The following is a 24,129-nucleotide window of genomic DNA, read 5'->3' on the forward strand; positions in this document are numbered from 1 at the left end:
TGTGCTCCTTGATGAAATGGCTACCCAGCCTCAGACGAAAGAATGCCGCCAAGGTTCCTTGCTGCAGGATCGTCGGCGCGATCAGCCGACACTGTGCACGAGCATGTCCGGGGTATTGAGGTTGGCCAGGCGCGGGTCCTCAAGTGGGCAGTCGACCGCTACTGGGGCGTATTCTCGCAGCCAGCGCTGGGGACTGCGCTCGCCGGCCTGCCAGGCCTGCTCCAGCGAGGCGCTCAGGCGGGTCGGGATCAGGCAGAACAGCGGTTCCCAGTAATCCCCCTGGCGGACGATCACCGGATGCTCGCCGGCCCTGCTCAGCAGGGCCTCGAGCAGGGCCCGGTCGAGGCGCGGGGCGTCGCAGGGCAGAACCAGTAGATGCGCATGCCGGGCCACCTTGAGGCCGGCGCGAATGCCGGCCAGGGGGCCCTGAAAGTCCTGCTGCTCGTCCTGCACCAGCTGATCCGCGAACTGGGCGTAGTGCTCGGCGTTGCGGTTGCAGGAGATGATCAGGTCGTCGGTCAGCGGTCTAACCAGGTCGTGCAGCCAGGCGATCAGCGGGCGACCCTGCCACTCGAGCAGGCCCTTGTCGCGCCCGCCCATGCGATGTCCACGGCCCCCGGCGAGCAGCAGCACGGAACAGGGCGGCAGGGCAGTAACGGCGGGCATGGCGAAGCCTCCTGGGACGGGCCTGTGATATAACTTCCGGCATTATCCCCGATAACTGGAAACCTGCCATGAATCACAAGGCCGAGGCGGTATTCGTGCCGCTGAATATCGCCGTGCTGACCGTCAGCGACACGCGCAATCTGGACACCGATACCTCCGGTCAACTGTTCGTCGACCGCCTGCAGGAGGCCGGCCATCGGCTGGCCGCGCGCCAGTTGCTGAAGGACGATCTGTACAAGATCCGCGCCCAGGTCGCCACCTGGATCGCCGCCGACGACGTGCAGGTGGTGCTGATCACCGGTGGTACCGGCTTCACCGGCCGCGACAGCACCCCGGAGGCGGTCAGCTGCCTGTTGGACAAGCAGGTGGATGGCTTCGGCGAGCTGTTCCGGCAGATTTCCGTGGCCGACATCGGCACCTCCACGGTGCAGTCCCGCGCCCTGGCCGGCATGGCCAACGGCACCCTGGTGTGCTGCCTGCCGGGCTCGACCAATGCCTGCCGCACCGCCTGGGACGGCATCCTCGCCGAGCAGCTGGATGCGCGCCATCGCCCCTGCAACTTCGTCGCTCACCTGAAGCAGGCGGATGCCTGCGAGAGCCGTGGATGATGGCCAGCGAAAAGCCCGGCCTGTTGCCGGTCGAGGAAGCACTGGCCAAGTTGATGGCGTTGGCCGAGGCGGCGCCGATCACTGAAGTCGAGCGCGTCGCCCTGGCCGAGGCGGATGGCCGGGTGCTGGCCGCGCCGCTGATCGCCGGATTGGACCTGCCGCCCTGGGCCAACAGCGCCATGGACGGATACGCCCTGCGTCTGGCCGACTGGAACGGCGAGCCGCTGCCGGTCAGTCAGCGTATTCAGGCCGGCAATGCGCCGGGGCCGCTGCAGCCGGGCAGCTGTGCGCGCATCTTCACCGGCGCGCCGCTCCCGGCCGGCGCCGATACCGTGGAGATGCAGGAGAATGTCGAGGTCGAAGGCGATGGCCGGGTGCGCTTTCGTGAGCCGCTGAGGCTCGCTCAGAACGTCCGTCCGCAGGGTCAGGAGACCCGGGTCGGTGACCACGTGCTGCCGGCTGGCACGCGCCTGGGGCCGATCGAGCTGGGCCTGGCGGCCTCCCTCGGCGTGGCCGAGCTGGAAGTGCGGCGGCGCCCGCGGGTGGCGGTTGTCTCCACCGGCGACGAGTTGGTCGAGCCGGGTTTGCCGCTGGGGCCGGGGCAGATCTACAACAGCAATCGCCGGCTGTTGATCGCCTGGCTGCAACGCCTGGGCTGTGCGGTGGTGGATGGCGGCATCCTCGCCGATGACCTGCAGCAGACCCGCGATGCCCTGGCCGCGCTGAGCGCCGTCGACCTGATCCTGTCCACCGGCGGGGTGTCGGTGGGCGAAGCGGATTTCCTCGGCGTGGCCCTGCGCGAGGAGGGCGAACTGACCCTGTGGAAACTGGCGATCAAGCCGGGCAAGCCGCTCACCTTCGGGCGCTTTCGCGGCGCCCCGGTGCTTGGCCTGCCGGGTAATCCGGCGTCCACCCTGGTCACTTTCGGTCTGTTGGCGCGTCCCTATCTGTTGCGCCGTCTCGGCGTGCGGCGGGTCGAGCCGCTGGGCTTCGCCATGCCGGCCGGTTTCACCTGGAGCAAGCCGGGCAAGCGCCGCGAGTACCTGCGCGCACGCCTGGAAGGCGGCCGGGTGGTGCCTTATCCGAACCAGAGCTCGGGGGTGCTGCGCAGCGCCGCCTGGGCCGAAGGCATCGCCGAAGTGCTGGAAGGGACCACGCTGGCCGAGGGCGACAGCCTGCGCTTCATTCCGCTGAGCGAGATTCTCGGCTAGCCCGGGGGCTAGGTGCCCGCGCGCCGGCTTTCGCGGAATTCCCCTGGCGTCTGCCCGGTCCAGCTCTTGAAGCTGCGATGGAAGGAGCGTGACTCGGTGAAGCCCAGGTAGCTGGCGATGTCCTGGATCGCCAGGTCGCTGCGCAGCAGGTAGTGCTCGGCCAGCTCCTGGCGCAGCTGGTCGAGTATCTGCTGGTAGCTGGTGCCGGCCAGTTGCAGATGGCGCTGCAGGGTACGGACCGTCATGTGGAACTTCTCCGCCACCCGCTCCTTGCGCGGCAGGCCGTCCTTGAGCAGCAGGCGCAGGGCACTCTTGACCCGCTGCGGCAGCGGTTCGTCATCGTCCAGCCCGGCCATCAGGGTCAGCGCGTGTTCCTCCAGGGTGCGCAGCAGGTTGGCGTCAGCCTGGCGCAGGGGCACATCGAGGTACTGTCGCGGCACCACCAGCGCGTTGCAGGGTTGGGCAAAGCGCACCGGGCAGCCGAACAGCGCCTGGTATTCGGCCAGGGGGGCGGCGGCCGGCAGGGCATGCTCGAACCAGACCTCGTGCGGCGAGTGATCGGCATCGGCGATCCAGCGTGCGTACAACAGCCAGGAGGCCAGCACGTTCTCCACCATGTGCCGGCGGATCTCCGGGCTCTGGTGGCGACACCTCCAGATCAGGCGCACGTGATCCTGCGCCGCCTCGAGGCGACTCACGCCCATGTCACCCACCAGCTTCTCGTAGGGCACGATGCGGCCCATGGCTTCGCCGAGGGTGGCGCAGTTCATGGCGATATAGCCGAGCACGCTCCAGGAACCGGGTTGCACGAAGCGCGCCGAGCGCAGGCCGAACAGTGGGTCGCCCGACAGTTGCAGCAGCTGTGCCAGCAAGCGTTCATGGGTTTCTCCCGGCAGGCGCTTGCCGGTATCGCGCAGCTGCTCGGCGCACAGGCCCACCGCCGCCAGCGCCGGTTCGGTGTCCAGCTCGAGGTGTTCGGCATAGCGCAGGTACTTGAGCAGGGCGGGGACCGAGGTGTAGCCGAGGTTTTCCATGGCGCTTGTGCTTCCGACTGTCTCGATTGGCGATAGGTACTGTCCCGATTCGACAGTGACCCCGGGCGGCGGCTGGCTAGTATAGGCAGCCAACCATACTGATCGGAACATCCACGGGAGAGGCGCATGCGACGTTGGAACGGCTGGGGCGAGGAAACGACCGAGGTGGAGCTGCCGGCCCATGGCCAGGACTTTCTTGGCGAGCTGGTGGGGCCGGGTCAGAGGCTCGCCGATGCCAGCCTCGAGCAGGTGCTGGCCCAGGTGCCGGCCAGCCGCCTGCCGGCGCATCCGCTTATCAGCCTGGACCCCGAGGAGCGCCTGCGCCACGCCCGTGGCCAGAGCCTGCCGGACTGGCTGGCGATGCGTTCCGGCGCGTTCGGCGTGTTCCCCGATGGCGTCGCCTACCCGGAAAGCGCCGAGCAGATCCGCGAGCTGTTGGCCTGGGCCCGCCAGCAGGATGCGCTGCTGATTCCCTATGGCGGCGGCACCTCGGTGGCCGGTCATATCAACCCGCAGGCCAGCACCAGGCCCGTGCTGACCCTGTCGCTGGAGCGCATGAACCGCCTGCTGGAAATAGACGAGGAAAGCCTGATCGCCACCTTCGGCCCCGGCGCCAACGGCCCCCAGGTCGAGAGTCAGTTGCGCGCCCGCGGCTACACCCTCGGTCACTTTCCCCAATCCTGGGAGTTGTCGACCCTCGGCGGCTGGGTGGCCAGCCGGTCCAGCGGCCAGCAGTCGCTGCGCTACGGGCGCATCGAGCAATTGTTCGCCGGCGGTCGCCTCGAGACCTTCGCCGGCACCCTGGAGATTCCCTGTTTTCCCGCCTCGGCCGCCGGCCCCGACCTGCGGGAGATGGTCATGGGCTCGGAGGGGCGTTTTGGCATCATCTCCGAGGTCAAGGTGCGCATCAGTCGCCTGGCCGAGCAGGAGCAGTTCTACGCGGTGTTCATGCCCGACTGGCCGCGGGCCCTGGCCGCCATCCGCACCCTGACCCAGGCGCGCGTGCCGCTGTCGATGTTGCGCCTGTCCAACGCCATCGAGACCCGCACCCAACTGGCCCTGGCCGGCCATCCGCGGCAGATCGCCTGGCTGGAGAAGTACCTGGCCCTGCGCGGTGCCGGCGAGGGCAAGTGCATGCTGACCTTTGGCGTGACCGGCAGTCGCGCGCAGAACGCCGCCTCGTTGAAGCAGGCGAAGAAGCTGTTGAAGGGCTTCGGCGGGGTCTTCACCGGCACCCTGCTGGGCAGGAAGTGGGCGCAGAACCGCTTCCGCTTCCCCTACCTGCGCCACGGCCTGTGGGGCGCAGGCTACGCGGTGGACACCCTGGAAACCGCCACCGACTGGAGCAACGTCGACAACCTGCTGAACAAGGTCGAAGCCAGCCTGCGCGACGGCCTGGCCGAGGAGGGCGAGCGGGTGCACGTATTCACCCACCTGTCCCACGTCTACGGCGAGGGCTCGAGCATCTATACCACCTATGTGTTCCGCCCCGGCGCCAGCTACGAGCAGGCCATCGGCCGCTGGCAGCGACTCAAGCAGGCCGCCAGCCAGACCATCGCCGAGAACCGCGGCACCATCAGCCACCAGCATGGTGTCGGCCGCGACCACGCCCCCTACCTGGCCGCCGAGAAGGGCGAACTGGGCATGGCGGCGCTGCAGGCGCTGTCCGCCCACTTCGACCCGGAGCGCCGCCTGGCGCCTGGCGTGCTGCTCGAGGAATGACCATGCCCGCCTGGAATGCGGACTGGCGCGAGCGCGCGTTGCCCGAGTTGGCGGCTCGTGACTGGGACCTGATCGTGGTCGGCGGCGGCATCTGCGGCGCCGGCATCCTCCATGAGGCGGCGCGGCGCGGCTGGACGTGCCTGCTGCTGGAGCAGCGCGACTTCGCCTGGGGCACTTCCAGCCGCTCGTCGAAGATGGTCCACGGCGGCCTGCGCTACATCGCCAAGGGCCAGCTCGCGTTGACCCGCGATTCGGTGCGCGAGCGTCAGCGCCTGCTGCGCGAGGCGCCCGGGCTGGTCGAACCACTGAGTTTCCTGATGGCCCATTATCGCGGCGAGTTCCCGGGCCCCAAGCTGTTTGGCGGGCTGCTGGCGCTTTACGACGCTATGGCCGGCAAGCGCAACCACCTGTATTACCCGTTGCAGCAATTGCGTTTCCTGGCGCCGGGCCTCAAGGAAGCGGGTCTGCTCGGTGGCACGCGTTTCTTCGATGCGGTGACCGACGATGCCCGCCTGGTCATGCGCGTGCTCGGTGAGGCGCGCGGCGAAGGCGGTGAGGCGCTCAATGGCGTGCGGGTGGTCGAGTTGCTGCGCGAGCAGGGGCGGGTGGTCGGCCTGCGTGCCGAGGACCGGGAAACCGGCCGGCGCTTCGACTTTCATGGCCGCGCCGTGGCGCTGGCCACCGGCGCCTGGGCCGAGCGCCTGCGCAGTCCGCGCGGGCAGGAGCACGTGCGCCCGCTGCGCGGCAGTCACCTGCTGCTGCCCGCCTGGCGTTTGCCGGTGGCCCATGCCTTCAGCTTCATGCACGCCGCGGATCGCCGGCCGGTGTTCGTCTTCCCCTGGGAGGGCGCCACCGTGGTCGGTACCACCGACCTGGACCATCGCCAGTCGCTGGATCAGGAGGCGCGGATCAGTGGCGAGGAACTGGACTACCTGCTGGCCGCCTGCGCCCAGCAGTTTCCCGCGGCGCGGATCACCGGCGCCGATGTGTTGTCCACCTGGGCCGGGGTGCGGCCGGTGGTCGGCGACGGCGAGTCCGGCCGCAGGCCCTCCGAGGAGACGCGCGAACATGTGCTCTGGGTCGAGCCCGGCTGCGTGACCCTGGCCGGCGGCAAGCTCACCACCTTCCGCCTGCTGGCCCTGGAGGTGCTGCGCGCCTGTGCCGACTTCGTCGGCCGGCCCCTGGTGGAAGACGATGGCGCGTTGTTCGGGCCCTGCGTCGCGCCGGCGCTGGCGCAGTTGAGTCCGGCGCTGCAGAGACGCCTGAGTGGCCGCTACGGTCGCGAGCTGCCGGGCTTGCAGGAGGTGCTGGCGGAAGTCGGCTGCGAGTGCCTGCCGGGTACCCAGACCCTCTGGGCCGAGCTGGCCTGGGCGGCGCAAGGCGAGCTGGTACTGCATCTCGACGATCTGCTGCTGCGCCGCACGCGCATCGGGCTGTTGCTGCCGGGCGGCGCCGGCGCGCAGCTGCCGCGTATCCGCCAGCTGTGCCAGGCGCGTCTGGGCTGGGATGACGCCCGCTGGGGGCAGGAGGAATGCGACTACCTGGCACTCTGGCGTGCCTGTTATAGCCTGCCGGAGCCGGTTGCGGCGCCGGCTCCGATCATCAACCCATAACCTGGGGACTGCACCTTGAGCGAGCAAAGCTACCTGCTGGCCATCGATAACGGCACCCAGAGCGTGCGCGCCCTGTTGTTCGACCTGCAGGGCAACCTGGTCGGCAAGGGCAAGGTGGAACTGCAGGCCTACTATTCCAGGGAGCCGGGCTGGGCCGAGCAGGACCCGGAATACTACTGGGCCAGTCTGGGGGAAGCCTGCCAGCGTCTGTGGCAGCAGGTGGACATCGACCGCAGTCGGATCAGGGGCGTGTCGCTGACCACCCAGCGCGGCACCCTGATCAATGTCGACGAGGCCGGGCAGCCGCTGCGCCCGGCCATCCTCTGGCTCGACCAGCGCCGCGCCGAGGTGCGGGGCAGGATCAAGGGGCTCTGGGGCTGGTTGCTCAAGCTGGCTCGGGCCGAGGACGCGGTGGCGCACTTTCGCGCCCAGGCCGAGGTCAACTGGATCGCCCAGCAGCAGCCAGAGATCTGGGCCAGGACCCACAAGGTACTGCTGCTGTCCGGTTTTCTCAGCCACCGGCTCTGCGGTCGTTTCGTCGATTCGCTGGCCTGCTGCGTCGCCTACCTGCCGTTCGACTACAAGCGCCTGCGCTGGGCCGCGCCCGGTGACTGGAAGTGGCAGGCGATGCCGGTGCGCCGCGAGCAGTTGCCGGAGCTCTACGAACCGGGCCAGCAGTTGGGCCACATCAGCGCCGAAGCCAGCCGCCATACCGGGATTCCCGAGGGCTTGCCGCTGATCGCCGCCGGCGCCGACAAGGCCTGCGAGGTCCTCGGTGCCGGCGGGGTCGAGCCGCATATCGCCTGCCTGTCCTATGGCACCACCGCGACCATCAACACCACGCGGCGCGAGTACCTGGAAACCACGCCGCTAATTCCGCCCTATCCCTCGGCGATTCCCGGCCACTTCAACACCGAGGTGATGATCTACCGCGGCTTCTGGATGGTCAGCTGGTTCAAGCGGGAGTTCGGCCTGCATGAACTGCAGCGGGCCGGGGCGGCGGGCGTGGAGCCCGAGGTGCTGTTCGACGAGCTGGTCAACTCGGTGCCGCCCGGCTCCATGGGGCTGATGCTGCAGCCCTACTGGTCGCCGGGCATACGCGAGCCGGGGCTGGAGGCCAAGGGCTCGATCATCGGCTTCGGCGATGTGCACACCCGGGCGCACCTCTATCGCGCCATCCTCGAGGGGCTGGCCTACGCCCTGCGCCAGGGCAAGGAGCGGATCGAAAGACGCTCGGGCAGCAAGATCACCCGCCTGCGTGTGTCCGGGGGCGGCTCGCAGAGCGATGCGGCGATGCAGCTGACGGCCGATATCTTCGGGTTGCCGGCCGAGCGGCCGCACACCTACGAGACCTCCGGGCTGGGCGCGGCCATCGATTGCGCGGTGGGGCTCGGCCTGTATCCCGACTTTCCCACGGCGATCCAGGCGATGACCCGGGTGGGGCGGGTTTTCCAGCCCGACCCGTCGGCTCGTCGTCTCTATGAGCGCCTTTATCGGGAGGTTTATCTGCAGATGTACAAGCAGCTCAGGCCGTTGTACCTTCGCATTCGTGCCATCACCGGTTACCCGGCCTAGTCGCGCAGGCTTCTCGCGCCGGCGCCGCGGGCCAGCAGAGTCCTGCCGGCTGTCGCCCATTTTTCCTGCAATACACGGAAGTGTGCCGCCGGGCAAACCCAGGTTTGACCGGCGCGAACCGGCGTGGCGAACCGGCGCTGCTCGGCTAAGGTAGTAGGGGGCGCGATGCGCTAGCCAGCGTTGCGGCAAAGCAATACGCTAAGAGCACCCGCAACAATAATAAGATGATCGAAAGGAAGGCCCGCTTGAAAGTACTGATTGTCGACGACTCGGCCATGTCGAGAAAACTGGTGATGAAGGCATTGCCTGACGAGTTGAAGGCGGAGGTGACCCAGGCCGCCAACGGCCAGGAGGCGCTGGACGCCTACCATGCCGGGCACGCCGAGGTGATCTTCCTCGACCTGACGATGCCGGTCATGGATGGTTTTAGTACCCTCGAACTGCTCAAGCGCGAGGACGCCAACGCGGTGGTCATCGTCATCAGCGCGGATATCCAGCCGCAGGCCCAGCAGCGTGTGCGCGAGCTCGGCGCGGCGGCCTTCGTCAAGAAACCGATCACGCCTGAAGCCATGCAGGTGGCGCTGCGCCAGATAGGGTTAATCTAGATGAGCAGTCGATTGACAGGTCTGAGCGAAGATCAGCGCGATGCCTTGCAGGAGCTGATGAACGTGGCGATGGGGCAGGGCGCCGACCGCCTGGCGCGCCTGACCGAGACCTTCGTCACCTTGTCCGTACCGCGGATCCATCCGGTCGGCGTGGCCAATTCGGCACTGCTGGAGCAGCTGATGCTCGCCAGTCAGCCGGTGATCATTACCCGTCAATCCTTTCTCGGCCGCCTGCGCGGCGAAGTGATTGTGTGTTTCGGCGAGAATGGCGCCGACCAGCTCGCCGGTCTGATGGGCTATGAAGGGGCCGAGAAGGGCGGCATTCAGGACGAACTGGTGCTGGACGTCACCAATATCCTCACTGGCGCCTGTATCAACGGACTGGCGCAACAGGTGGAGATGAAGGTCAGCTATGGCTCGCCTTCGCTGTTTTCCCGCGGGCGCTCGCTGCAGGAGGTCCTGGGCAGCCAGGAGTTTCAGGATCACCAGGCGCTGGTGCTGGAGATTCACTTCGAGGTCGCAACTCACAGCTTCTATTGCGATTTGCTGGTATGCATCACCGAGGACACGGTAGACACCGTCATCGAGCTGATCGACCGACTGCTCAGTGACATCTGACGCTATCCGGGGAAGGATTTGAGATGACGGTCGTGACCGAGGGCTTGGTGCACGCGGATCTGCGCGCAGTGCTGCAGAATATCAACCTCGGCGTGCTATTGCTCGACGCTGATTGCCGGGTGGTGTTCTGGAACGATTTCATGGTGCTGAACAGCGGCCAGGATAGCGCCGATGTGGTCGGCCAGTTGCTGTTCGACGTCTGTCCCGAATTGCCGCGGCTGTGGTTGCAGAAGAAGGTCGACGCCGTATTCGCCTTGCAGAACCTGGCATTCACCTCCTGGCAGCAGCGCCCCTACCTGTTCAACTTCTCCGGCAGCCGGCCGATCACCGGCCAGGCCGAGGCGATGTACCAGAACTGCACCTTTTCCCCGGTGCTGGATGCCGAGGGCAACGTCAAGTTCGTCTGCCTGACGATTGCCGACGCCACCGAAATCGCCACCCAGCACCTGCAACTGGAGCGCCTGAATCAGTTGCTGCAGGCGGAGAAGGACGAGCAGGCCCGGCTGATTCGCAAGCTCGAGGATACCCAGGCGCAATTGCTGCAGTCGGAGAAGATGGCCGCCATCGGCCAGCTGGCAGCCGGCGTCGCCCATGAGATCAACAACCCGGTCGGCTACGTGTATTCCAACTTCAGCAGCCTGCAGGGCTATGTCGGTGACCTGTTCGCCCTGATCGAGGCTTATCAGCAGGCGGCCCAGCAACAGGATGCCGCTTTCCGCGCGGTGCTGGAGGAGATCAATCGCAAGCTCGACTACGAATTCGTGCGCGAGGACATGGCGGACCTGGTGAAGGAATCGCGCCAAGGCCTGGAACGGGTCAAGCAGATCGTGCAGGACCTGCGCGATTTCTCCCATATCGACTCGGGCGACTGGCAGCCCGCCGACCTGCACAAGGGGCTCGACAGTACGCTCAACGTGATCTGGAACGAGATCAAGTTCAAGGCCGAAGTGATCAAGTCCTATGGCGAGTTGCCGATGATCGAGTGCCTCGGCTCCCAGCTCAACCAGGTGTTCATGAACCTGATCGTCAATGCTGGCCACGCCATCGAGAAGCAGGGCACCATCTGGCTGGAGACGGGATGCCAGGACGACTGGGTGTTCGTGCGGGTGCGCGACAATGGCGTAGGCATCGCCCCGCAGCACCTCAGTCGGCTGTTCGAGCCGTTCTTTACCACCAAGCCGGTGGGTCAGGGCACCGGCCTTGGCCTGTCCGTTTCCTACAGCATCGTGGACAAGCACAACGGTCGGTTGGAGGTCGAGAGCGAGCTGGGCCAGGGCACCACGTTCACCGTCTGGCTGCCGGTGCGCCAGCCCCTGCAGCAGGGCGGCGGCGACGCCCCGGTGTCCGACCACTGACGCGCAGGCGACCCCTGGCGCCGTGCTGCGAGCAAGTCTGGCCCCAAGTGGCGAGCCTGGCCGCGCTCAGGAGGACCGGGCATGGCGCTGTGCACCTGAGGCGGCTTCAGTTGCGCCTAGTCCGGCCGATACCCCAGCAATAGACTCGCTCGACAAATCTTAGGAGTACGCAATGGCCGGCATTCTCGACACGGTCGATCAACGCACCCAGCTGGTGGGTGAGAATCGCCTGGAAATCCTGATGTTCCGCCTGTCGGGTCGGCAGATGTTTGCGATCAACGTGTTCAAGGTGCAGGAAGTCCTGCAGATGCCCAGGCTGACGCTGATGCCGCATCGCCACCGCTGCGTCTGCGGTGTGATCAATCTGCGTGGCCAGACCTTGCCAGTGATCGACCTGTCGCAAGCCATCGGCATGCGCCCGCTGCTCCCGGATGAGCGCAGCACCATCATCGTCACCGAATACAATCGCTCGGTGCAGGCGTTTCTGGTGGGCGGAGTCGACCGCATCATCAACCTGAACTGGGAAGCCATCCTGCCGCCCCCCGGCGGCGCCGGGCGCCAGCACTACCTGACGGCGATCACCAAGGTCGAGGATCAGCTGGTCGAGATCATCGACGTCGAGAAGGTACTGGCCGAGATCGTCCCCTACAACGCGAAGATCTCCGGCGAGCGCCTGAGCGATCCACTGCTGGCGCGAGCCCGCGGCCGCGAGGTGCTGCTGGTGGATGACTCCAGCGTGGCGGTGGCTCAGCTGCGCGATACCCTGTCGCAGCTGGGGATGAAGATGCACGTGGCAACCGATGGCCTGAAGGGGCTGCGCCTGCTTCAGCAGTGGGCGGATGCCGGGCAGGTGCTGAGCGACAAGCTGCTGATGGTGTTCACCGATGCGGAGATGCCGGAGATGGACGGCTATCGCTTGACCACGGAGATCAGAAAGGACCCGCGCCTGAAGGATCTGTATGTGGTGTTGCACACCTCGCTGTCCGGCAGCTTCAACGAGGCCATGGTGAAGAAGGTCGGCTGCGACAACTTTCTCTCCAAGTTCCAGCCGGACAAGCTGGTCGAGGTGATTCGCGAGCGCCTGCTGCGTGACCAGCCGAACGCCTAGGGCTGGCGCTCGAGGCGTTGGCGCAGCCGTTCGACGCGTTGCCGGTTGACGCCGAAATCCGCATAGCCGAGGCGAGACGCCGAGCGCACATCGACTGCCTGCTCGCCGACCAGGAACTCCACGTCGTCGACGAAGCGCAGCAACCGGCTGCTGAACTCGGCGCGCAGGTAGCCGTCGCGCTGTTCCACCAGGCGTGCTCGCGGCTCCCGCTCGAGCAGCGTGACCAGGCGTTCCTGGGTCTGACGCGGGTTACCCTGCAGGGGCAGCGGTTCGACTCGCCACTGTGCGTCGAGCGCCTGGCTGCTGACGCAGTTGGGCGAGTCGGGGCAGGGCGCCAGGCGGCCATCGCGCACGCCGAGGTTCGCCGGTGTGCCGGCGCTGCAGGCGGCGAGCAGGATCAGCGCTGCCAGGCCGGCCGCGGGCTTGTAGGCACGCCGGCATGCTCGTATAAGGGCGTTTTGCCGAAGGGAAGGCTGGCTCATGTTACGTCTCGCTGGGTTGTACCGTTATCCGCTCAAGTCGGCGATTGCCGAGCCCCTGCTTGAGGCTCGAGTGGATGCCCTGGGGATTCTGGGGGATCGTCGCTGGATGGTAGTCGATGCCGCCAGCGGACGCTTCCTGACCCAGCGCCTGCTGCCGCAGATGACCCAGCTGCAGGCCCGCTGGCAGGGCCAGGCGCAACTGCTGCTCAGCGCGCCGGGGATGGCCGACCTGCTGGTTGCGCTGCCCGCTGAGCAGGCCGAGCTGCGGGACGTGACCATCTGGCGCGACAGTCTGCAGGTGCCGGATGCCGGCGAGGCCGCCGCGCGCTGGCTGAGCCAGTTGCTGGGGCGCGCCTGCCGCCTGGTGCAGATACCCGAAGCGCGTGCGCGGCAGGTCGATGCCGCCTATGCCGAGGTCGGCGACAAGGTGGCGTTCACCGATGGTTTCCCGCTGTTGCTGATCGGCCAGGGCTCGCTGGATGACCTGTCCGCGCGGGTGGGTCGTGCGCTGGAGATGCTGCGCTTTAGGCCCAATCTGGTGGTCGAGGGCGCGGCGCCCTATGCCGAAGACGACTGGAAACGCATTCGCATAGGCAACCTGGAATTTCGCGTGGCCAAGGGCTGCTCGCGCTGCATCATGACCACCCTCGACCCGCACAGCGGCGAGCGCAGCGCCGATCGCGAGCCGCTGGCCACCTTGCAGCGCTATCGCGAGCGCGATGGCGAGGTGTATTTCGGCCAGAACCTGATTGCCGGCGGCACCGGCGCGCTGACGCTGGGCATGCCGGTCGAGATCCTCGAGTAGGCCGGGGTGCGCGCGAAGCCCCAGAGCCGCCGCTTATTGGTCGTCGAAGTAGCGCTCGTGCCAGCCGATCAGCGGCTGCGGAGCGTTGAGTTTCTCGCCGTAGATCACCGAGTACGACAGCACGTTCTGCACGTACTGGCGGGTTTCGTCGAAGGGGATGTTCTCGATCCACACGTCGTAGGCCAGGTGGTCGGCGCCGCGCAGCCATTGCCGAACGCGGCCCGGGCCGGCGTTGTAGGCGGCGGAGGCGAGCACCCTATTGCCTTTGAACTGGCCGTAGATCTGGCTCAGGTAGGCGGCGCCGAGCTGGATATTGACCTCCGGGCGGTAGGCCAGTTGCGGCGAAGACAGCGGAATGCCGAAGCGCTTGGCGGTCTCCTTGGCCGTGGCCGGCATCAGTTGCATCAGCCCCATGGCGCCAACCGGTGATCGGGCGTCGGCCATGAAGGCGCTCTCCTGGCGGGTGATGGCGAACACCCAGCTGGAGTGCAGGCCGCGCTTCTTCGCCTCGCCGGTCAGCTCGGCGCGGTGGGCCATGGGGAAGCGCACTTCGAGGTCGTCCCAGTACTGCGCCTGGCTGATGGTGCGGATGGCCGGGAAGTACCAGCCCCGGTCATAGGCCAGGCGCGCCTGGGCGACCAGCTCTTCACGACTGAACAGGCGGCTGACGTGGTACCACTCGCGGCGGCCGTCGACGATCTGGCCGCGGGCGTGGAACTCCAGGGCGCGACGGATGCCGGCGGCGTTGCGCACCCGCTCCAGCGTCTTGCTGTCGAGGGCCAGGGGCTTGTTGTTCAGGTGGTAGGGCGCCTTGACCTGATCGGCGGCCATGAAGCCGTAGAAGTCGCGCTCCTTGGCCAGTCCCTGGTAGAGGGCCAGGGGCTCCTGGCTGTTGGGTTGGGCCAGCTGCAGGCTGCGCGCCTGCCAGTAGCGCCAGCGGCTGGTCTGTGCCAGATCGGCGGGCATTTGCCGGGTCAGCTGATGCGCGTCGTTCCAGCGGCCCAGGCGCAACAGCAGGCGGGCGCGCCACTCGCTGACGGTATTGTCGCGCAGTTGCGGGTCGTACTTGGCCATCACCTCGAGGGCCCGAGCGTCGAAGCGCTTGGCCAGGGTCAGGCCGATCTCGCGGGCGATCGCCACCTTTTCCTCGCTGGAGAAGCGCATGCGCTGGGCATAGCCGTCGAGCAGGCTCAGCGCCTTCTCCGGGTCCTGGCGCGCCAGGCGGCGCAGGCCCAGGCCGACCACGTCGGCCATGGCCCAGTCGGCCGGGGCGAAACGGCCAGACTGGCTGAGCAGCTGTGGCTTCTGCGCCACCTCGACCAGCAGCTCACCGTGCTTGGCCAGTTTTGGCAGGGACTTGGTCAGGTACTTGGCCAGGCCATAGTTGCGCGCTTCGGCAGCGAGCTTGGCCCGCTGCCAGCGCTTCTTCTCGGTGAGCTGGCCGGCGGCCTCCCAGCGGGCGAACAGGCGGTCACAGGCCTCGGGCTGGGACTTGCCGACCAGCCAGAGCTTTTCCGCGGTGGCATAGCCGGCCTCGGTCAGGCCGTGGCCGAGCTGGTACTGGCCATAGAGGCAGTCCAGTTCGGTGAAGTTAAGTGCCGGGTCGTAGTGCTTGATGAAAGTCTGCCATTCGCCGCGTTCGGCCAGCCAGCGTAGCCAGCGCAGCTTCATCCAGCTGGCCTGGGGCAGGTCGCCGTGCTCGACGAGAAACTTTTCGATCTCCTGGTTGCTGGCCGACTTCAGCCGGGCGGTCAGCTCGTCGTAGGCCAGGTAGGGCTCCAGCGGGTAGTCGCGCAAGACGCTGGCATAGCGTCGATAGGGCTCGCTGTTGCCCTTGGCCAGGGCACGCTTGGCTTCGTCGTAGTACTGACGCTGCTGCTCCAGGCTGGCGGCCTGGGCCGAGGCGAGTGTGACGACGGAGAGGCTGAAACAGGACAGCAAGAAAAGCAGGCGACCGCGCATGACACTTCCGGGATGGCTATGTGAGTGGGCGCCGGATATGTCGACGCTGAACGCCGTTAGCTTAGCCTTTTGCTCGGGGGCGAAGAAAGGGCGGCTGCCGACTGGCGGGCGAATCGAAATTGCCCGCAACCCTCGGAGGTATCTCGGTTAGAATGCGCGCCCAGTTTTTGTCGGAGCCCAGCGCTTCGGCAAGTCAGTTTTGTGCTGATAATGGGCGCAAAAGTCTGGAATTGACGCATAAGTCGACCTGCGGTCGTGGCGCTTCCGGATACATAGCCGCCCGTGCAGCACCAGTCGTATCGTCGAGGCGTGCCATGACCCTGCTCAAGTTCACCGATGTTTCCCTGGCCTATGGCGCCATGCCGCTGCTGGACAAGGTGTCCTGGCAGATCGGCCGTGGTGAGCGAGTGTGCATCATTGGCCGTAACGGTACCGGCAAGTCCAGCCTGCTGCGCCTGGTCAAGGGCGATCAGCATGCCGATGACGGCGAGATCTGGCGCGCGCCGGGGCTGAAGATCGGCGAGTTGCCGCAGGAATTGCCGCGCGCCGATGAGCGCACCGTGTTCGATGTGGTCGCCGAAGGCCTCGACGGCGTCGGCGCCTTGCTCGCCGAGTACCACCACCTGAGCCAGAACATCCACAGCGATGCCGACCTGGACAAGCTGATGCACGTCCAGCAGGACCTCGAGGCGCGCGATGGCTGGCGCCTGCAGCAGCTAGTGGATAGCACCCTGAGTCGCCTGCAGCTGCCGGCCGACAAGACCCTGGCCGAGCTGTCCGGTGGCTGGCGCCGCCGCGTACTGCTGGCCCAGGCGTTGGTCTCCGAGCCGGACCTGCTGCTGTTGGATGAGCCGACCAACCACCTGGACATTGGCGCCATCGCCTGGCTGGAGGAGGCGCTTCTCGGTTTCAACGGTGCGGTACTGTTCATCACCCACGACCGTGCCTTCCTGCAGAACCTGGCCACGCGCATTCTCGAACTGGATCGCGGCGGCCTGATCGACTGGAACGGCGACTACGCCAGCTTCCTGGTGCACAAGGAACAGCAGTTGGCCGCCGAGGAGACGGCCAACGCGCTGTTCGACAAGCGCCTGGCCCAGGAAGAGGTGTGGATTCGCCAGGGCATCAAGGCCCGGCGTACCCGCAACGAGGGCCGGGTGCGGGCGCTCAAGGCCATGCGCGCCGAGCGTAGCGAGCGGCGTGAGCGCCAGGGCAAGGCGAATATCCAGCTGGATGTCGCGGAAAAGTCCGGCAAGCAGGTGATGGTGGTCGAGCACGTCAGCTTCGCCCATCCGGGCGGGCCCAAGCTGATCGATGATTTCTCCATGGTCCTGCAGCGCTCCGACCGTATCGGTCTGCTGGGCGCCAACGGCACCGGCAAGACCACGCTGCTCAAGCTGCTGCTGGGTGACCTGCAGCCTACCACGGGCAAGATCGAGGTCGGTACCCGCCTGGAAGTGGCCTATTTCGATCAGCTGCGCCACCAGCTGGAGCCGGAAAAGACGGTGATCGACAACGTCGCCGAGGGCCGCGACTTCATCACCATCGACGGCCAGAATCGCCACGTGTTGAGCTACCTGGGCGATTTCCTGTTCAGCCCGCAGCGTGCGCGGACGCCGGTCAAGGCGCTTTCCGGCGGCGAGCGGGCGCGTCTGCTGCTGGCCAAGCTGTTCAGCAAGCCGGCCAACCTGCTGGTGTTGGACGAACCGACCAACGACCTCGATGTGGAAACCCTGGAACTGCTGGAAGAGGTACTGCTGACTTTCCCGGGCACCGTGCTGATGGTCAGTCACGATCGGGCCTTCCTCGACAACGTGGTGACCAGCACCCTGGTGTTCGAAGGCGAAGGGCGCGTGCGCGAGTACGTCGGCGGCTATCAGGACTGGCTGCGCCAGGGCGGCTCGGCGCGCCTGCTCGGGGTGGGCGAGAGCAAGGCCGGCAAGGCCGAGCTGGCTTCGGCGGTGGTCGCGCCTGCGCCTGTGCCTGCCGCGGCCGAGCCCGACGCGCCGGTGGCCGCAAAGAAGAAGCTCAGTTACAAGCTGCAGCGTGAGCTGGAGGCCATTCCCGGGCAGATCGATGCCTTGGAAACGCAGATCGCCACGCTGCAGGAGCGTGTGGGCGATCCGGCCTTCTATCAGAAGCCGGCCGAGGAAACCGCCGCCGCCCTGGCCCAGCTGCAGGCACTGCAGGATGAACTGGATCAGGTTTTGGAGCGATGGGCTGACTTGGAAGGCTAAAACCGTCGACAATGCGACCAAAATCCCTCAAACAGAACCTTTAGAAGTCTGGCGGAGCAAGGCATGGCCATCGAGTACCGGATCACCCTCGACGACAATCATGAGTTCAGTTATCGCATCGAGCTGGAGCGTGCCTATGACCCCGAGCAGGCCGAGGCCGCGCCGGGCTGGACGCGCCTGGGGCATCAGCAGTGCAGCAACTGTCCGCTGAGTCGCGACACCTTCAGCCATTGCCCGGCGGCGGTGGACCTGTACCGGGTGATCGAGGATTTCCAGGGCCTGCCGGCCTTCAAGAAGGCCTTGGTCTGGGTGCGCACGCCGGAGCGTGAGTACACCAAGCATGCGGGCCTGGAAGAAGGCCTGCGCGCGCTGCTCGGGGTGATCATGGCGACCAGCGCCTGTCCGGTGTTGGGCAAGCTGCGGCCGATGGCGCAGAACCACCTGCCTTTCGCCAGCAACCAGGAGTTCATCCTGCGCGCCTTCTCGCTGTACCTGGCGCGCCAGTACTTCAACTTCCGCGAGGGGCGTCATGCCGACTGGGAGCTCAAGGGGCTGGTGCGCATGTTCCAGCAATTGCAGCTGGTCAATCAGGCGTTCTGGCAGCGGATTCACGACACCTGCAAGGGCGACTCGAACCTGAAGGCCTTCCTGACCTTCTTCTCGATGTCCTCGAGCATGACCTATTCGCTGGAAACCCAGTTGCAGAAAATTCGTCCGCAGGTGATGAGCGCCGGCGACAGTTTCGAGTAGGGGGCGAATGACGCGGCCGGCGTCATTCGCCCGCGGCTTCGTCTATTCGGCCTTCTTCAGGCGCACGGCGAGCACGTCGCAGGGGGCGCCATGCAGTACGTCGTTGGCGGTGGAGCCCAGCAAGAGCGCCAGGCCATGACGACCATGGCTGCCGACCATGATCAGGTCGCAGCCTTGCTCTTCGGCCAGGCGATGGATCTCCTGGCGCGGCTGGCCGTAGGCCAGGTGGCGCTGGTCGGTGCCGAGCTTCGGGTATTTGCCGGCGAAGCTGTCCAGCCGTTCGCGTGCCTGGTCGAATTGCTGCTGTTGCAGCATGGACAGGTCCATCGGCACATCACCGCCAAAGGCCATGGCCATGGGTTCGACGACATGCACCACGGACAATTTGGCGTGGCTGCTGGCGGCCAGCGCTTGCGCACGCTGCATGACCGGGTCGCATTCCTCGGTCAGATCGACGGCGACCAGGATGTGCTGATAGGGCATGGGTGACTCCTTAAAGGTCAGGCGATGAAAGTAAGTATGACCGCATTGGAAACTGATGACAGGCTTTTGCCTGCGAGATAGACCTTATGTCCCTGTGGATAGCGTTGTTGCTCCTCGCCTGTGTGCTGAGTCCGCTGACCTGGCTGATTCCATCGCGGCTTCAGCGTGGGCAGATGGATCTGCGCCTGCAGGCGCGCAGGATGGGGCTGGCGATGCAGTTGTCGCGCCAGCAATGGCCGCACTGGCTGGCGACGGAGCCGCCGGGCGCCTGTGCCCAGTACCACTTGGGCCGCCGACGTGGGCAGCGTGACAGCTGGTGTTACTGGCAGGCCGAGCCGGGAAAGTGGCTGAACCAGTGGCGCGAGCCGTGCACTGAAGAGGCCCTGGCCGAGCAGCTCGCCAGGTTGCCGGCAGATGTCTTCAAGGCCGAGGCCACGCCGCAGATGGTCGCCCTGTGTTGGGGCGAGCGGGGGCAGGGCGATGCGCTGCAGAAAGTCTTCGACTTCCTGCAGGCGCGCGCCTGACGAATAAAGAAAAGCCCGGCGCAAGCACCGGGCTGGGCAAGTGGCCAGGCAGGCCGGAAAGATCGAATGCGGCACTCCGGGGGGCTGCCCGGGCTAGGACTGGCTGGCCGCGTATTCGGCCGAGACGCGCTCCAGTCCCTCGATGATGCTGTCTGAGTATTTATTGACCAGGAAGGGCACGCTGTTCTCGTTGTAGTTCATCAGCGAGCGCTCGATATAGCGCCATTTGGTGCTGATCCCGCTCAAGGTCTGCTTGATCTGCGTGCTGTTCTGCGCGGTCTGCTCCATCGCTGCCAGCTGCTCGGCGAACTGCGTGACCATCTCCTCAATTGGGCGCACTTCGCCACCGCCCATGAAGGTTGCTCCCACCGAGGCGCTGCGCAGGGCGTAGTCCACCGCAATCTCCTGCATCAATAGGCTCTGCTCGCGACTCTGCTGGGTCAGGGCGGCGACCTGCTGGCCGCTCTCCTGCTGAATCTTGTTGTACAGCTCCAGGCACAGCGCCATCAGCTGCCGATTTTCCGCAGCCAGGTCGGCCACCGGCTGCAGGTCGGTATAGCCCTGTTTCTTCAGCGTGCCGACCAGTCGTTCGAGGTCGCCCTGGTAGTCGCTCCATTGCTGGGTGAGCTGCGCGCGCAGGGCCTTGGAACCTTCGCCAGGCATATCGCTCAGCGCCTCGAGACGCGCATTGGCCTCGTTCAGCGACTGGCCGATCATGCGCGCGTAACGCTGATCGCCTTCCATGCCGTTGTACATGTAGAAATCGCCCAGGGTTTTCTGCGCGGCCAGTCTCAGCTGATGCAGGTCCAGCAGGCTGCGGGCGGCGTCGGTGGCGTGGCCAGGTGGGCTGAACAGGGCAAGGCTGGTGGCGAGCAGGGCGCTCAGGGAAATGGCAAGCAGGCGGCTCGACATGGGGGGCTCCGTGTGTCCCCCTCGGCGGGGGTACCTATTATTTTTGTTGTGGTTACGCCTGTTCTGGACGCGGCGTATTGAGACGACTGTACCCGGAGCAAAATATTTTTGCTAGGCGTGCGCTGGTTCACGCTTGCGGGGCTGAGGCGGGCAAAAGGACGCGAATCGATACCGATGATCGCCGTTCTGTCGCTTAGCTCGCGGCCTGCAGCGCCTCTTTGCGAGCGAGTCCCTGTGCGCGGAAAAGCCCAGTGTGCGCCGCCGATTGACAAGCCAAAGTTTTTCCACGATGGTGTGCACACCCAAATCAAACGGGCGTATGAATTGAGCGTTTGCCTGAACGGGCGACGCCTTTACAGTCCGAATATCGCGTCGGTGGGTGTGCCAGGTTCCTTGGGGTTATGCTCGGCAGTTGTGCCGTGGGATAGCTCGCTGGTTGGCTCCGATGTGTACAGTTCAGCTTCCATACCGTGGAGATCAGTTGATGATTTACGAAGGTAAAGCCATCACGGTTAAGGCTCTTGAGAGTGGCATCGTCGAACTGAAATTCGACCTCAAGGGTGAATCCGTCAACAAGTTCAACCGTCTAACCCTGAACGAACTGCGTCAGTCGGTTGATGCGATCAAGGCCGATGGGTCGATCAAGGGCGTGATTGTCACCAGTGGCAAAGACGTATTCATCGTCGGCGCCGATATCACCGAGTTCGTCGACAACTTCAAGTTGCCTGACGAAGAGCTGGTGGCTGGCAACCTCGAAGCCAACAAGATCTTCAGCGACTTCGAAGACCTCGGCGTACCGACCGTCGCGGTGATCAATGGTATCGCCCTGGGCGGTGGCTTCGAGATGTGCCTGGCGGCTGATTACCGGGTAATGGCTGAGCGTGCCAAGGTGGGTCTGCCGGAAGTCAAGCTGGGCATCTACCCGGGCTTCGGCGGTACCGTCCGTCTGCCGCGCCTGATCGGTACCGACAACGCGGTTGAGTGGATCGCCGCCGGCAAGGAAAACGCCGCCGCCGATGCCCTGAAAGTGGGCGCCGTCGATGTCGTGGTCAGCGCCGACAAGCTTCAGGCCGCTGCCCTGGACCTGGTCAAGCGTGCCATTGCCGGCGAGCTGGACTACAAGGCCAAGCGTCAGCCTAAGCTGGAAAAGCTCAAGCTCAACGCCATCGAGCAGATGATGTGCTTCGAGACCGCCAAGGGTTTCGTCGCCGGCCAGGCCGGTCCGAACTACCCGGCGCCGGTCGAGGCCATCAAGACCATCCAGAAGGCCGCCAACTTCACGCGCGACAAGGCGCTGGAAGTCGAGGCTGCCGGCTTCGTCAAGCTGGCCAAGACTTCGGTCGCCGCGAGCCTGATCGGTCTGTTCCTGAATGACCAGGAGCTGAAGAAGAAGGCCAAGCAGCATGACGAGATCGCCCAGGACGTGAAACTGGCCGCGGTACTCGGCGCCGGTATCATGGGCGGCGGTATCGCCTACCAGTCGGCTGTCAAAGGCACGCCGATCCTGATGAAGGATATCCGCGAAGAGGGTATCCAGATGGGCCTGAACGAGGCCTCCAAGCTGCTCGGCAAGCGCGTCGAGAAGGGGCGCCTGACTCCGGCGAAGATGGCCGAGGCACTCAACGCCATCCGTCCGACCATGTCCTATGGTGATTTCGGCAACGTCGATATCGTCGTCGAAGCCGTGGTCGAGAACCCGAAGGTCAAGCAGGCCGTGCTGGCCGAAGTGGAAGCTGCAGTCGGTGAGGGTGCGATCCTCGCGTCCAACACCTCGACCATCTCCATCAGCCTGCTGGCCAAGGCGCTCAAGCGTCCGGAAAACTTCGTCGGCATGCACTTCTTCAACCCGGTGCACATGATGCCGCTGGTCGAAGTCATCCGTGGCGAGAAGTCCAGCGAAGTGGCCGTGGCCACCACCGTGGCCTACGCCAAGAAGATGGGCAAGACGCCGGTCGTGGTCAACGACTGCCCGGGCTTCCTGGTCAACCGTGTGCTGTTCCCGTATTTCGGTGGCTTCTCCAAGCTGCTCGAACTGGGTGTGGACTTCGTGCGCATCGACAAGGTCATGGAGAAGTTCGGCTGGCCCATGGGCCCGGCCTACCTGTCCGACGTGGTCGGCATCGACACCGGCCACCACGGCCGCGACGTCATGGCCGAGGGCTTCCCGGATCGCATGGCGGTCGAGGGACGCACCGCGGTCGACGTGATGTACGAAGCCAACCGCCTGGGCCAGAAGAACGGCAAGGGCTTCTATGCCTACGAAACCGACAAGCGCGGCAAGCCGAAGAAGGTCGTCGACCCGCAGGCATACGAGCTGCTCAAGTCGATCGTCCGCGAGCAGCGTGAAGTGACCGATGAGGACATCATCAACTTCATGATGATCCCGCTGTGCATGGAAACCGTTCGCTGCCTGGAAGACGGCATCGTCGATACCGCCGCCGAGGCCGATATGGGCCTGATCTACGGCATCGGCTTCCCGCCCTTCCGCGGTGGTGCGCTGCGCTACATCGACAGCGTCGGTGTTGCCGAGTTCGTAGCCCTGGCCGACAAGTACGCCGATCTGGGCGCGCTGTACCACCCGACCGCCAAGCTTCGCGAAATGGCTGCCAACGGCCAGAAGTTCTTCGGTTAATCGCGGACAGACTAGAGCGAGAGTGAATTTATGAGCCTGAATCCGAGAGATGCAGTCATTGTCGACTTCGGCCGCACCCCGATGGGGCGTTCCAAGGGCGGCATGCACCGCAACACCCGCGCCGAGACCATGTCGGCCAACCTGATCAGCGGCCTGCTGGCACGCAACACCAAGGTCGATCCGGCCGAAGTGGAAGACGTGATCTGGGGCTGCGTCAACCAGACCCTGGAGCAGGGCTGGAACATCGCGCGCATGGCGTCGCTGATGACCCAGATCCCGCACACCAGTGCCGGGCAGACCGTCAGCCGCCTGTGCGGCTCGTCCATGAGCGCCCTGCACACCGCCGTGCAGGCGATCCAGACCGGCAACGGCGACGTCTTCGTCGTCGGCGGTGTGGAGCACATGGGCCACGTCGGCATGATGCACGGCGTCGACCCGAACCCGCACCTGTCCCTGTACGCCGCCAAGGCGTCGGGCATGATGGGCCTGACCGCGGAAATGCTCGGCAAGATGCACGGCATCGGCCGCGAGCAGCAGGACGCCTTCGGTGAGCGTTCGCACCGCCTGGCGCACAAGGCCACCGTCGAAGGCAAGTTCAAGGATGAAATCATCCCGATGCAGGGCTACGACGAGAACGGCTTCCTCAAGGTGTTCGACTACGACGAAACCATTCGTCCGGAGACCACCCTGGAAAGCCTGGCGAGCCTCAAGCCGGCATTCAATCCGAAAGGCGGCACCGTGACCGCGGGGACGTCCTCGCAGATCACCGACGGCGCCTCCTGCATGATCGTGATGTCGGCGCAGCGTGCCCAGGACCTGGGTATCCAGCCGATGGCCGTGGTTCGTGCCATGGCCGTGGCCGGTGTCGATCCGGCGATCATGGGTTACGGCCCGGTGCCGTCCACCCAGAAGGCGCTCAAGCGCGCCGGCCTGAGCATGGCCGACATCGATTTCGTCGAGCTCAACGAAGCCTTCGCCGCCCAGGCCCTGCCGGTGCTGAAGGACCTCAAGCTGCTCGACAAGATGGAAGAGAAGGTCAACCTGCACGGTGGCGCCATCGCCCTGGGTCACCCGTTCGGTTGTTCCGGTGCGCGTATCTCCGGTACCCTGCTCAACGTCATGAAGCAGAACGGTGGTACCTTGGGCGTGTCCACCATGTGTGTGGGCCTCGGCCAGGGCATCACCACCGTCTTCGAACGCATCTAAGCGTTGGTGGACAGAAAACCG

General features: G+C 65.7%; 21 protein-coding genes. 15 read left to right on the forward strand and 6 right to left on the reverse strand.

Annotated elements, in window-relative coordinates; translation table 11 throughout:
• Positions 1–81: 81 nt before the first annotated feature.
• Positions 82–666: a molybdenum cofactor guanylyltransferase MobA gene (gene mobA / locus LPB260_RS27715; protein ID WP_208709186.1), complete on the reverse strand. Its 585-nt coding sequence runs from the start codon at positions 664–666 to the stop codon at positions 82–84.
• Between the two features lie 68 nt (positions 667–734).
• Here mobA and moaB point away from each other — a divergent pair, with 68 nt between their 5' ends.
• A complete protein-coding gene (gene moaB / locus LPB260_RS27720; protein WP_208709188.1) occupies positions 735–1,274 on the forward strand; it encodes a molybdenum cofactor biosynthesis protein B in 540 nt (179 codons plus the stop codon).
• Complete coding sequence (glp, locus tag LPB260_RS27725) at positions 1,271–2,485, forward strand: gephyrin-like molybdotransferase Glp (protein ID WP_208709189.1); 1,215 nt, start codon at positions 1,271–1,273, stop codon at positions 2,483–2,485. The genes moaB and glp overlap by 4 nt, the downstream gene beginning before the upstream one ends.
• An 8-nt stretch (positions 2,486–2,493) precedes the next feature.
• Here glp and LPB260_RS27730 read toward each other — a convergent pair whose 3' ends face one another.
• Entirely contained in the window at positions 2,494–3,519 is a 1,026-nt protein-coding gene (locus tag LPB260_RS27730; protein ID WP_208709191.1) for an AraC family transcriptional regulator, read from the reverse strand.
• Positions 3,520–3,645: 126 nt separating this feature from the next.
• Between LPB260_RS27730 and LPB260_RS27735 the strand changes: the two genes are divergently transcribed.
• The 7 genes from LPB260_RS27735 (at position 3,646) to LPB260_RS27765 (ending at position 12,115) form a co-directional block, all read left to right on the forward strand.
• On the forward strand, positions 3,646–5,241 hold the full coding sequence (locus LPB260_RS27735; protein WP_208709193.1) for an FAD-binding oxidoreductase: 1,596 nt from the start codon (positions 3,646–3,648) through the stop codon (positions 5,239–5,241).
• 2 nt (positions 5,242–5,243) lie between these two features.
• Positions 5,244–6,854 (forward strand): glycerol-3-phosphate dehydrogenase/oxidase, encoded by a 1,611-nt coding sequence (locus LPB260_RS27740; RefSeq protein ID WP_208709195.1) that lies wholly within the window; start codon positions 5,244–5,246, stop codon positions 6,852–6,854.
• A gap of 15 nt (positions 6,855–6,869) precedes the next feature.
• Entirely contained in the window at positions 6,870–8,429 is a 1,560-nt protein-coding gene (locus tag LPB260_RS27745; protein ID WP_208709197.1) for an FGGY-family carbohydrate kinase, read from the forward strand.
• A gap of 245 nt (positions 8,430–8,674) precedes the next feature.
• Positions 8,675–9,034: a response regulator gene (locus tag LPB260_RS27750; protein WP_256625620.1), complete on the forward strand. Its 360-nt coding sequence runs from the start codon at positions 8,675–8,677 to the stop codon at positions 9,032–9,034.
• The gene (locus LPB260_RS27755) at positions 9,035–9,652 is read left to right on the forward strand and encodes a chemotaxis protein CheC (RefSeq protein ID WP_208709201.1); all 618 of its coding nucleotides are present in this window, start codon (positions 9,035–9,037) and stop codon (positions 9,650–9,652) included.
• A gap of 23 nt (positions 9,653–9,675) precedes the next feature.
• Positions 9,676–11,007 (forward strand): ATP-binding protein, encoded by a 1,332-nt coding sequence (locus LPB260_RS27760; protein WP_208709203.1) that lies wholly within the window; start codon positions 9,676–9,678, stop codon positions 11,005–11,007.
• A 172-nt stretch (positions 11,008–11,179) separates the two neighbouring features.
• Positions 11,180–12,115 carry a chemotaxis protein CheV gene (locus LPB260_RS27765; RefSeq protein WP_208709205.1) on the forward strand — a complete coding sequence of 312 codons (936 nt, stop codon included), beginning with the start codon at positions 11,180–11,182 and terminating at the stop codon, positions 12,113–12,115.
• On the opposite strand, the gene LPB260_RS27770 is transcribed toward LPB260_RS27765, so the two are convergent.
• Entirely contained in the window at positions 12,112–12,597 is a 486-nt protein-coding gene (locus tag LPB260_RS27770; RefSeq protein ID WP_208709207.1) for a DUF1499 domain-containing protein, read from the reverse strand. The two genes, LPB260_RS27765 and LPB260_RS27770, sit on opposite strands and share 4 nt — an antisense overlap.
• Here LPB260_RS27770 and LPB260_RS27775 point away from each other — a divergent pair.
• Positions 12,596–13,402, forward strand: a complete 807-nt coding sequence (locus LPB260_RS27775; protein ID WP_208709209.1) for an MOSC domain-containing protein — start codon at positions 12,596–12,598, stop codon at positions 13,400–13,402. The two genes, LPB260_RS27770 and LPB260_RS27775, sit on opposite strands and share 2 nt — an antisense overlap.
• Before the next feature lie 33 nt (positions 13,403–13,435).
• Here the strand turns inward: LPB260_RS27775 and LPB260_RS27780 are convergent, their stop codons facing one another.
• A complete protein-coding gene (locus LPB260_RS27780; protein WP_208709211.1) occupies positions 13,436–15,364 on the reverse strand; it encodes a transglycosylase SLT domain-containing protein in 1,929 nt (642 codons plus the stop codon).
• Positions 15,365–15,678: 314 nt separating this feature from the next.
• Here LPB260_RS27780 and LPB260_RS27785 point away from each other — a divergent pair, with 314 nt between their 5' ends.
• Entirely contained in the window at positions 15,679–17,601 is a 1,923-nt protein-coding gene (locus LPB260_RS27785; protein ID WP_208709214.1) for an ATP-binding cassette domain-containing protein, read from the forward strand.
• Positions 17,602–17,664: 63 nt separating this feature from the next.
• Positions 17,665–18,351, forward strand: a complete 687-nt coding sequence (locus LPB260_RS27790; RefSeq protein ID WP_208709216.1) for a hypothetical protein — start codon at positions 17,665–17,667, stop codon at positions 18,349–18,351.
• Between the two features lie 42 nt (positions 18,352–18,393).
• Here LPB260_RS27790 and LPB260_RS27795 read toward each other — a convergent pair whose 3' ends face one another.
• A complete protein-coding gene (locus LPB260_RS27795; RefSeq protein WP_208709218.1) occupies positions 18,394–18,834 on the reverse strand; it encodes a universal stress protein in 441 nt (146 codons plus the stop codon).
• A gap of 86 nt (positions 18,835–18,920) precedes the next feature.
• Here LPB260_RS27795 and LPB260_RS27800 point away from each other — a divergent pair, with 86 nt between their 5' ends.
• Entirely contained in the window at positions 18,921–19,358 is a 438-nt protein-coding gene (locus LPB260_RS27800) for a hypothetical protein (protein ID WP_208709220.1), read from the forward strand.
• Positions 19,359–19,451: 93 nt separating this feature from the next.
• On the opposite strand, the gene LPB260_RS27805 is transcribed toward LPB260_RS27800, so the two are convergent.
• Entirely contained in the window at positions 19,452–20,270 is an 819-nt protein-coding gene (locus LPB260_RS27805; protein WP_208709222.1) for a hypothetical protein, read from the reverse strand.
• Positions 20,271–20,754: 484 nt separating this feature from the next.
• Between LPB260_RS27805 and fadB the strand changes: the two genes are divergently transcribed.
• Both fadB and fadA read left to right on the forward strand, forming a co-directional pair.
• Positions 20,755–22,902: a fatty acid oxidation complex subunit alpha FadB gene (gene fadB / locus LPB260_RS27810; protein WP_208709224.1), complete on the forward strand. Its 2,148-nt coding sequence runs from the start codon at positions 20,755–20,757 to the stop codon at positions 22,900–22,902.
• Between the two features lie 30 nt (positions 22,903–22,932).
• Positions 22,933–24,108 (forward strand): acetyl-CoA C-acyltransferase FadA, encoded by a 1,176-nt coding sequence (gene fadA, locus LPB260_RS27815; RefSeq protein WP_208709226.1) that lies wholly within the window; start codon positions 22,933–22,935, stop codon positions 24,106–24,108.
• The last annotated feature ends 21 nt before the right edge of the window (positions 24,109–24,129 follow it).

The sequence above is a fragment of the Pseudomonas sp. LPB0260 genome (assembly GCF_013388395.1).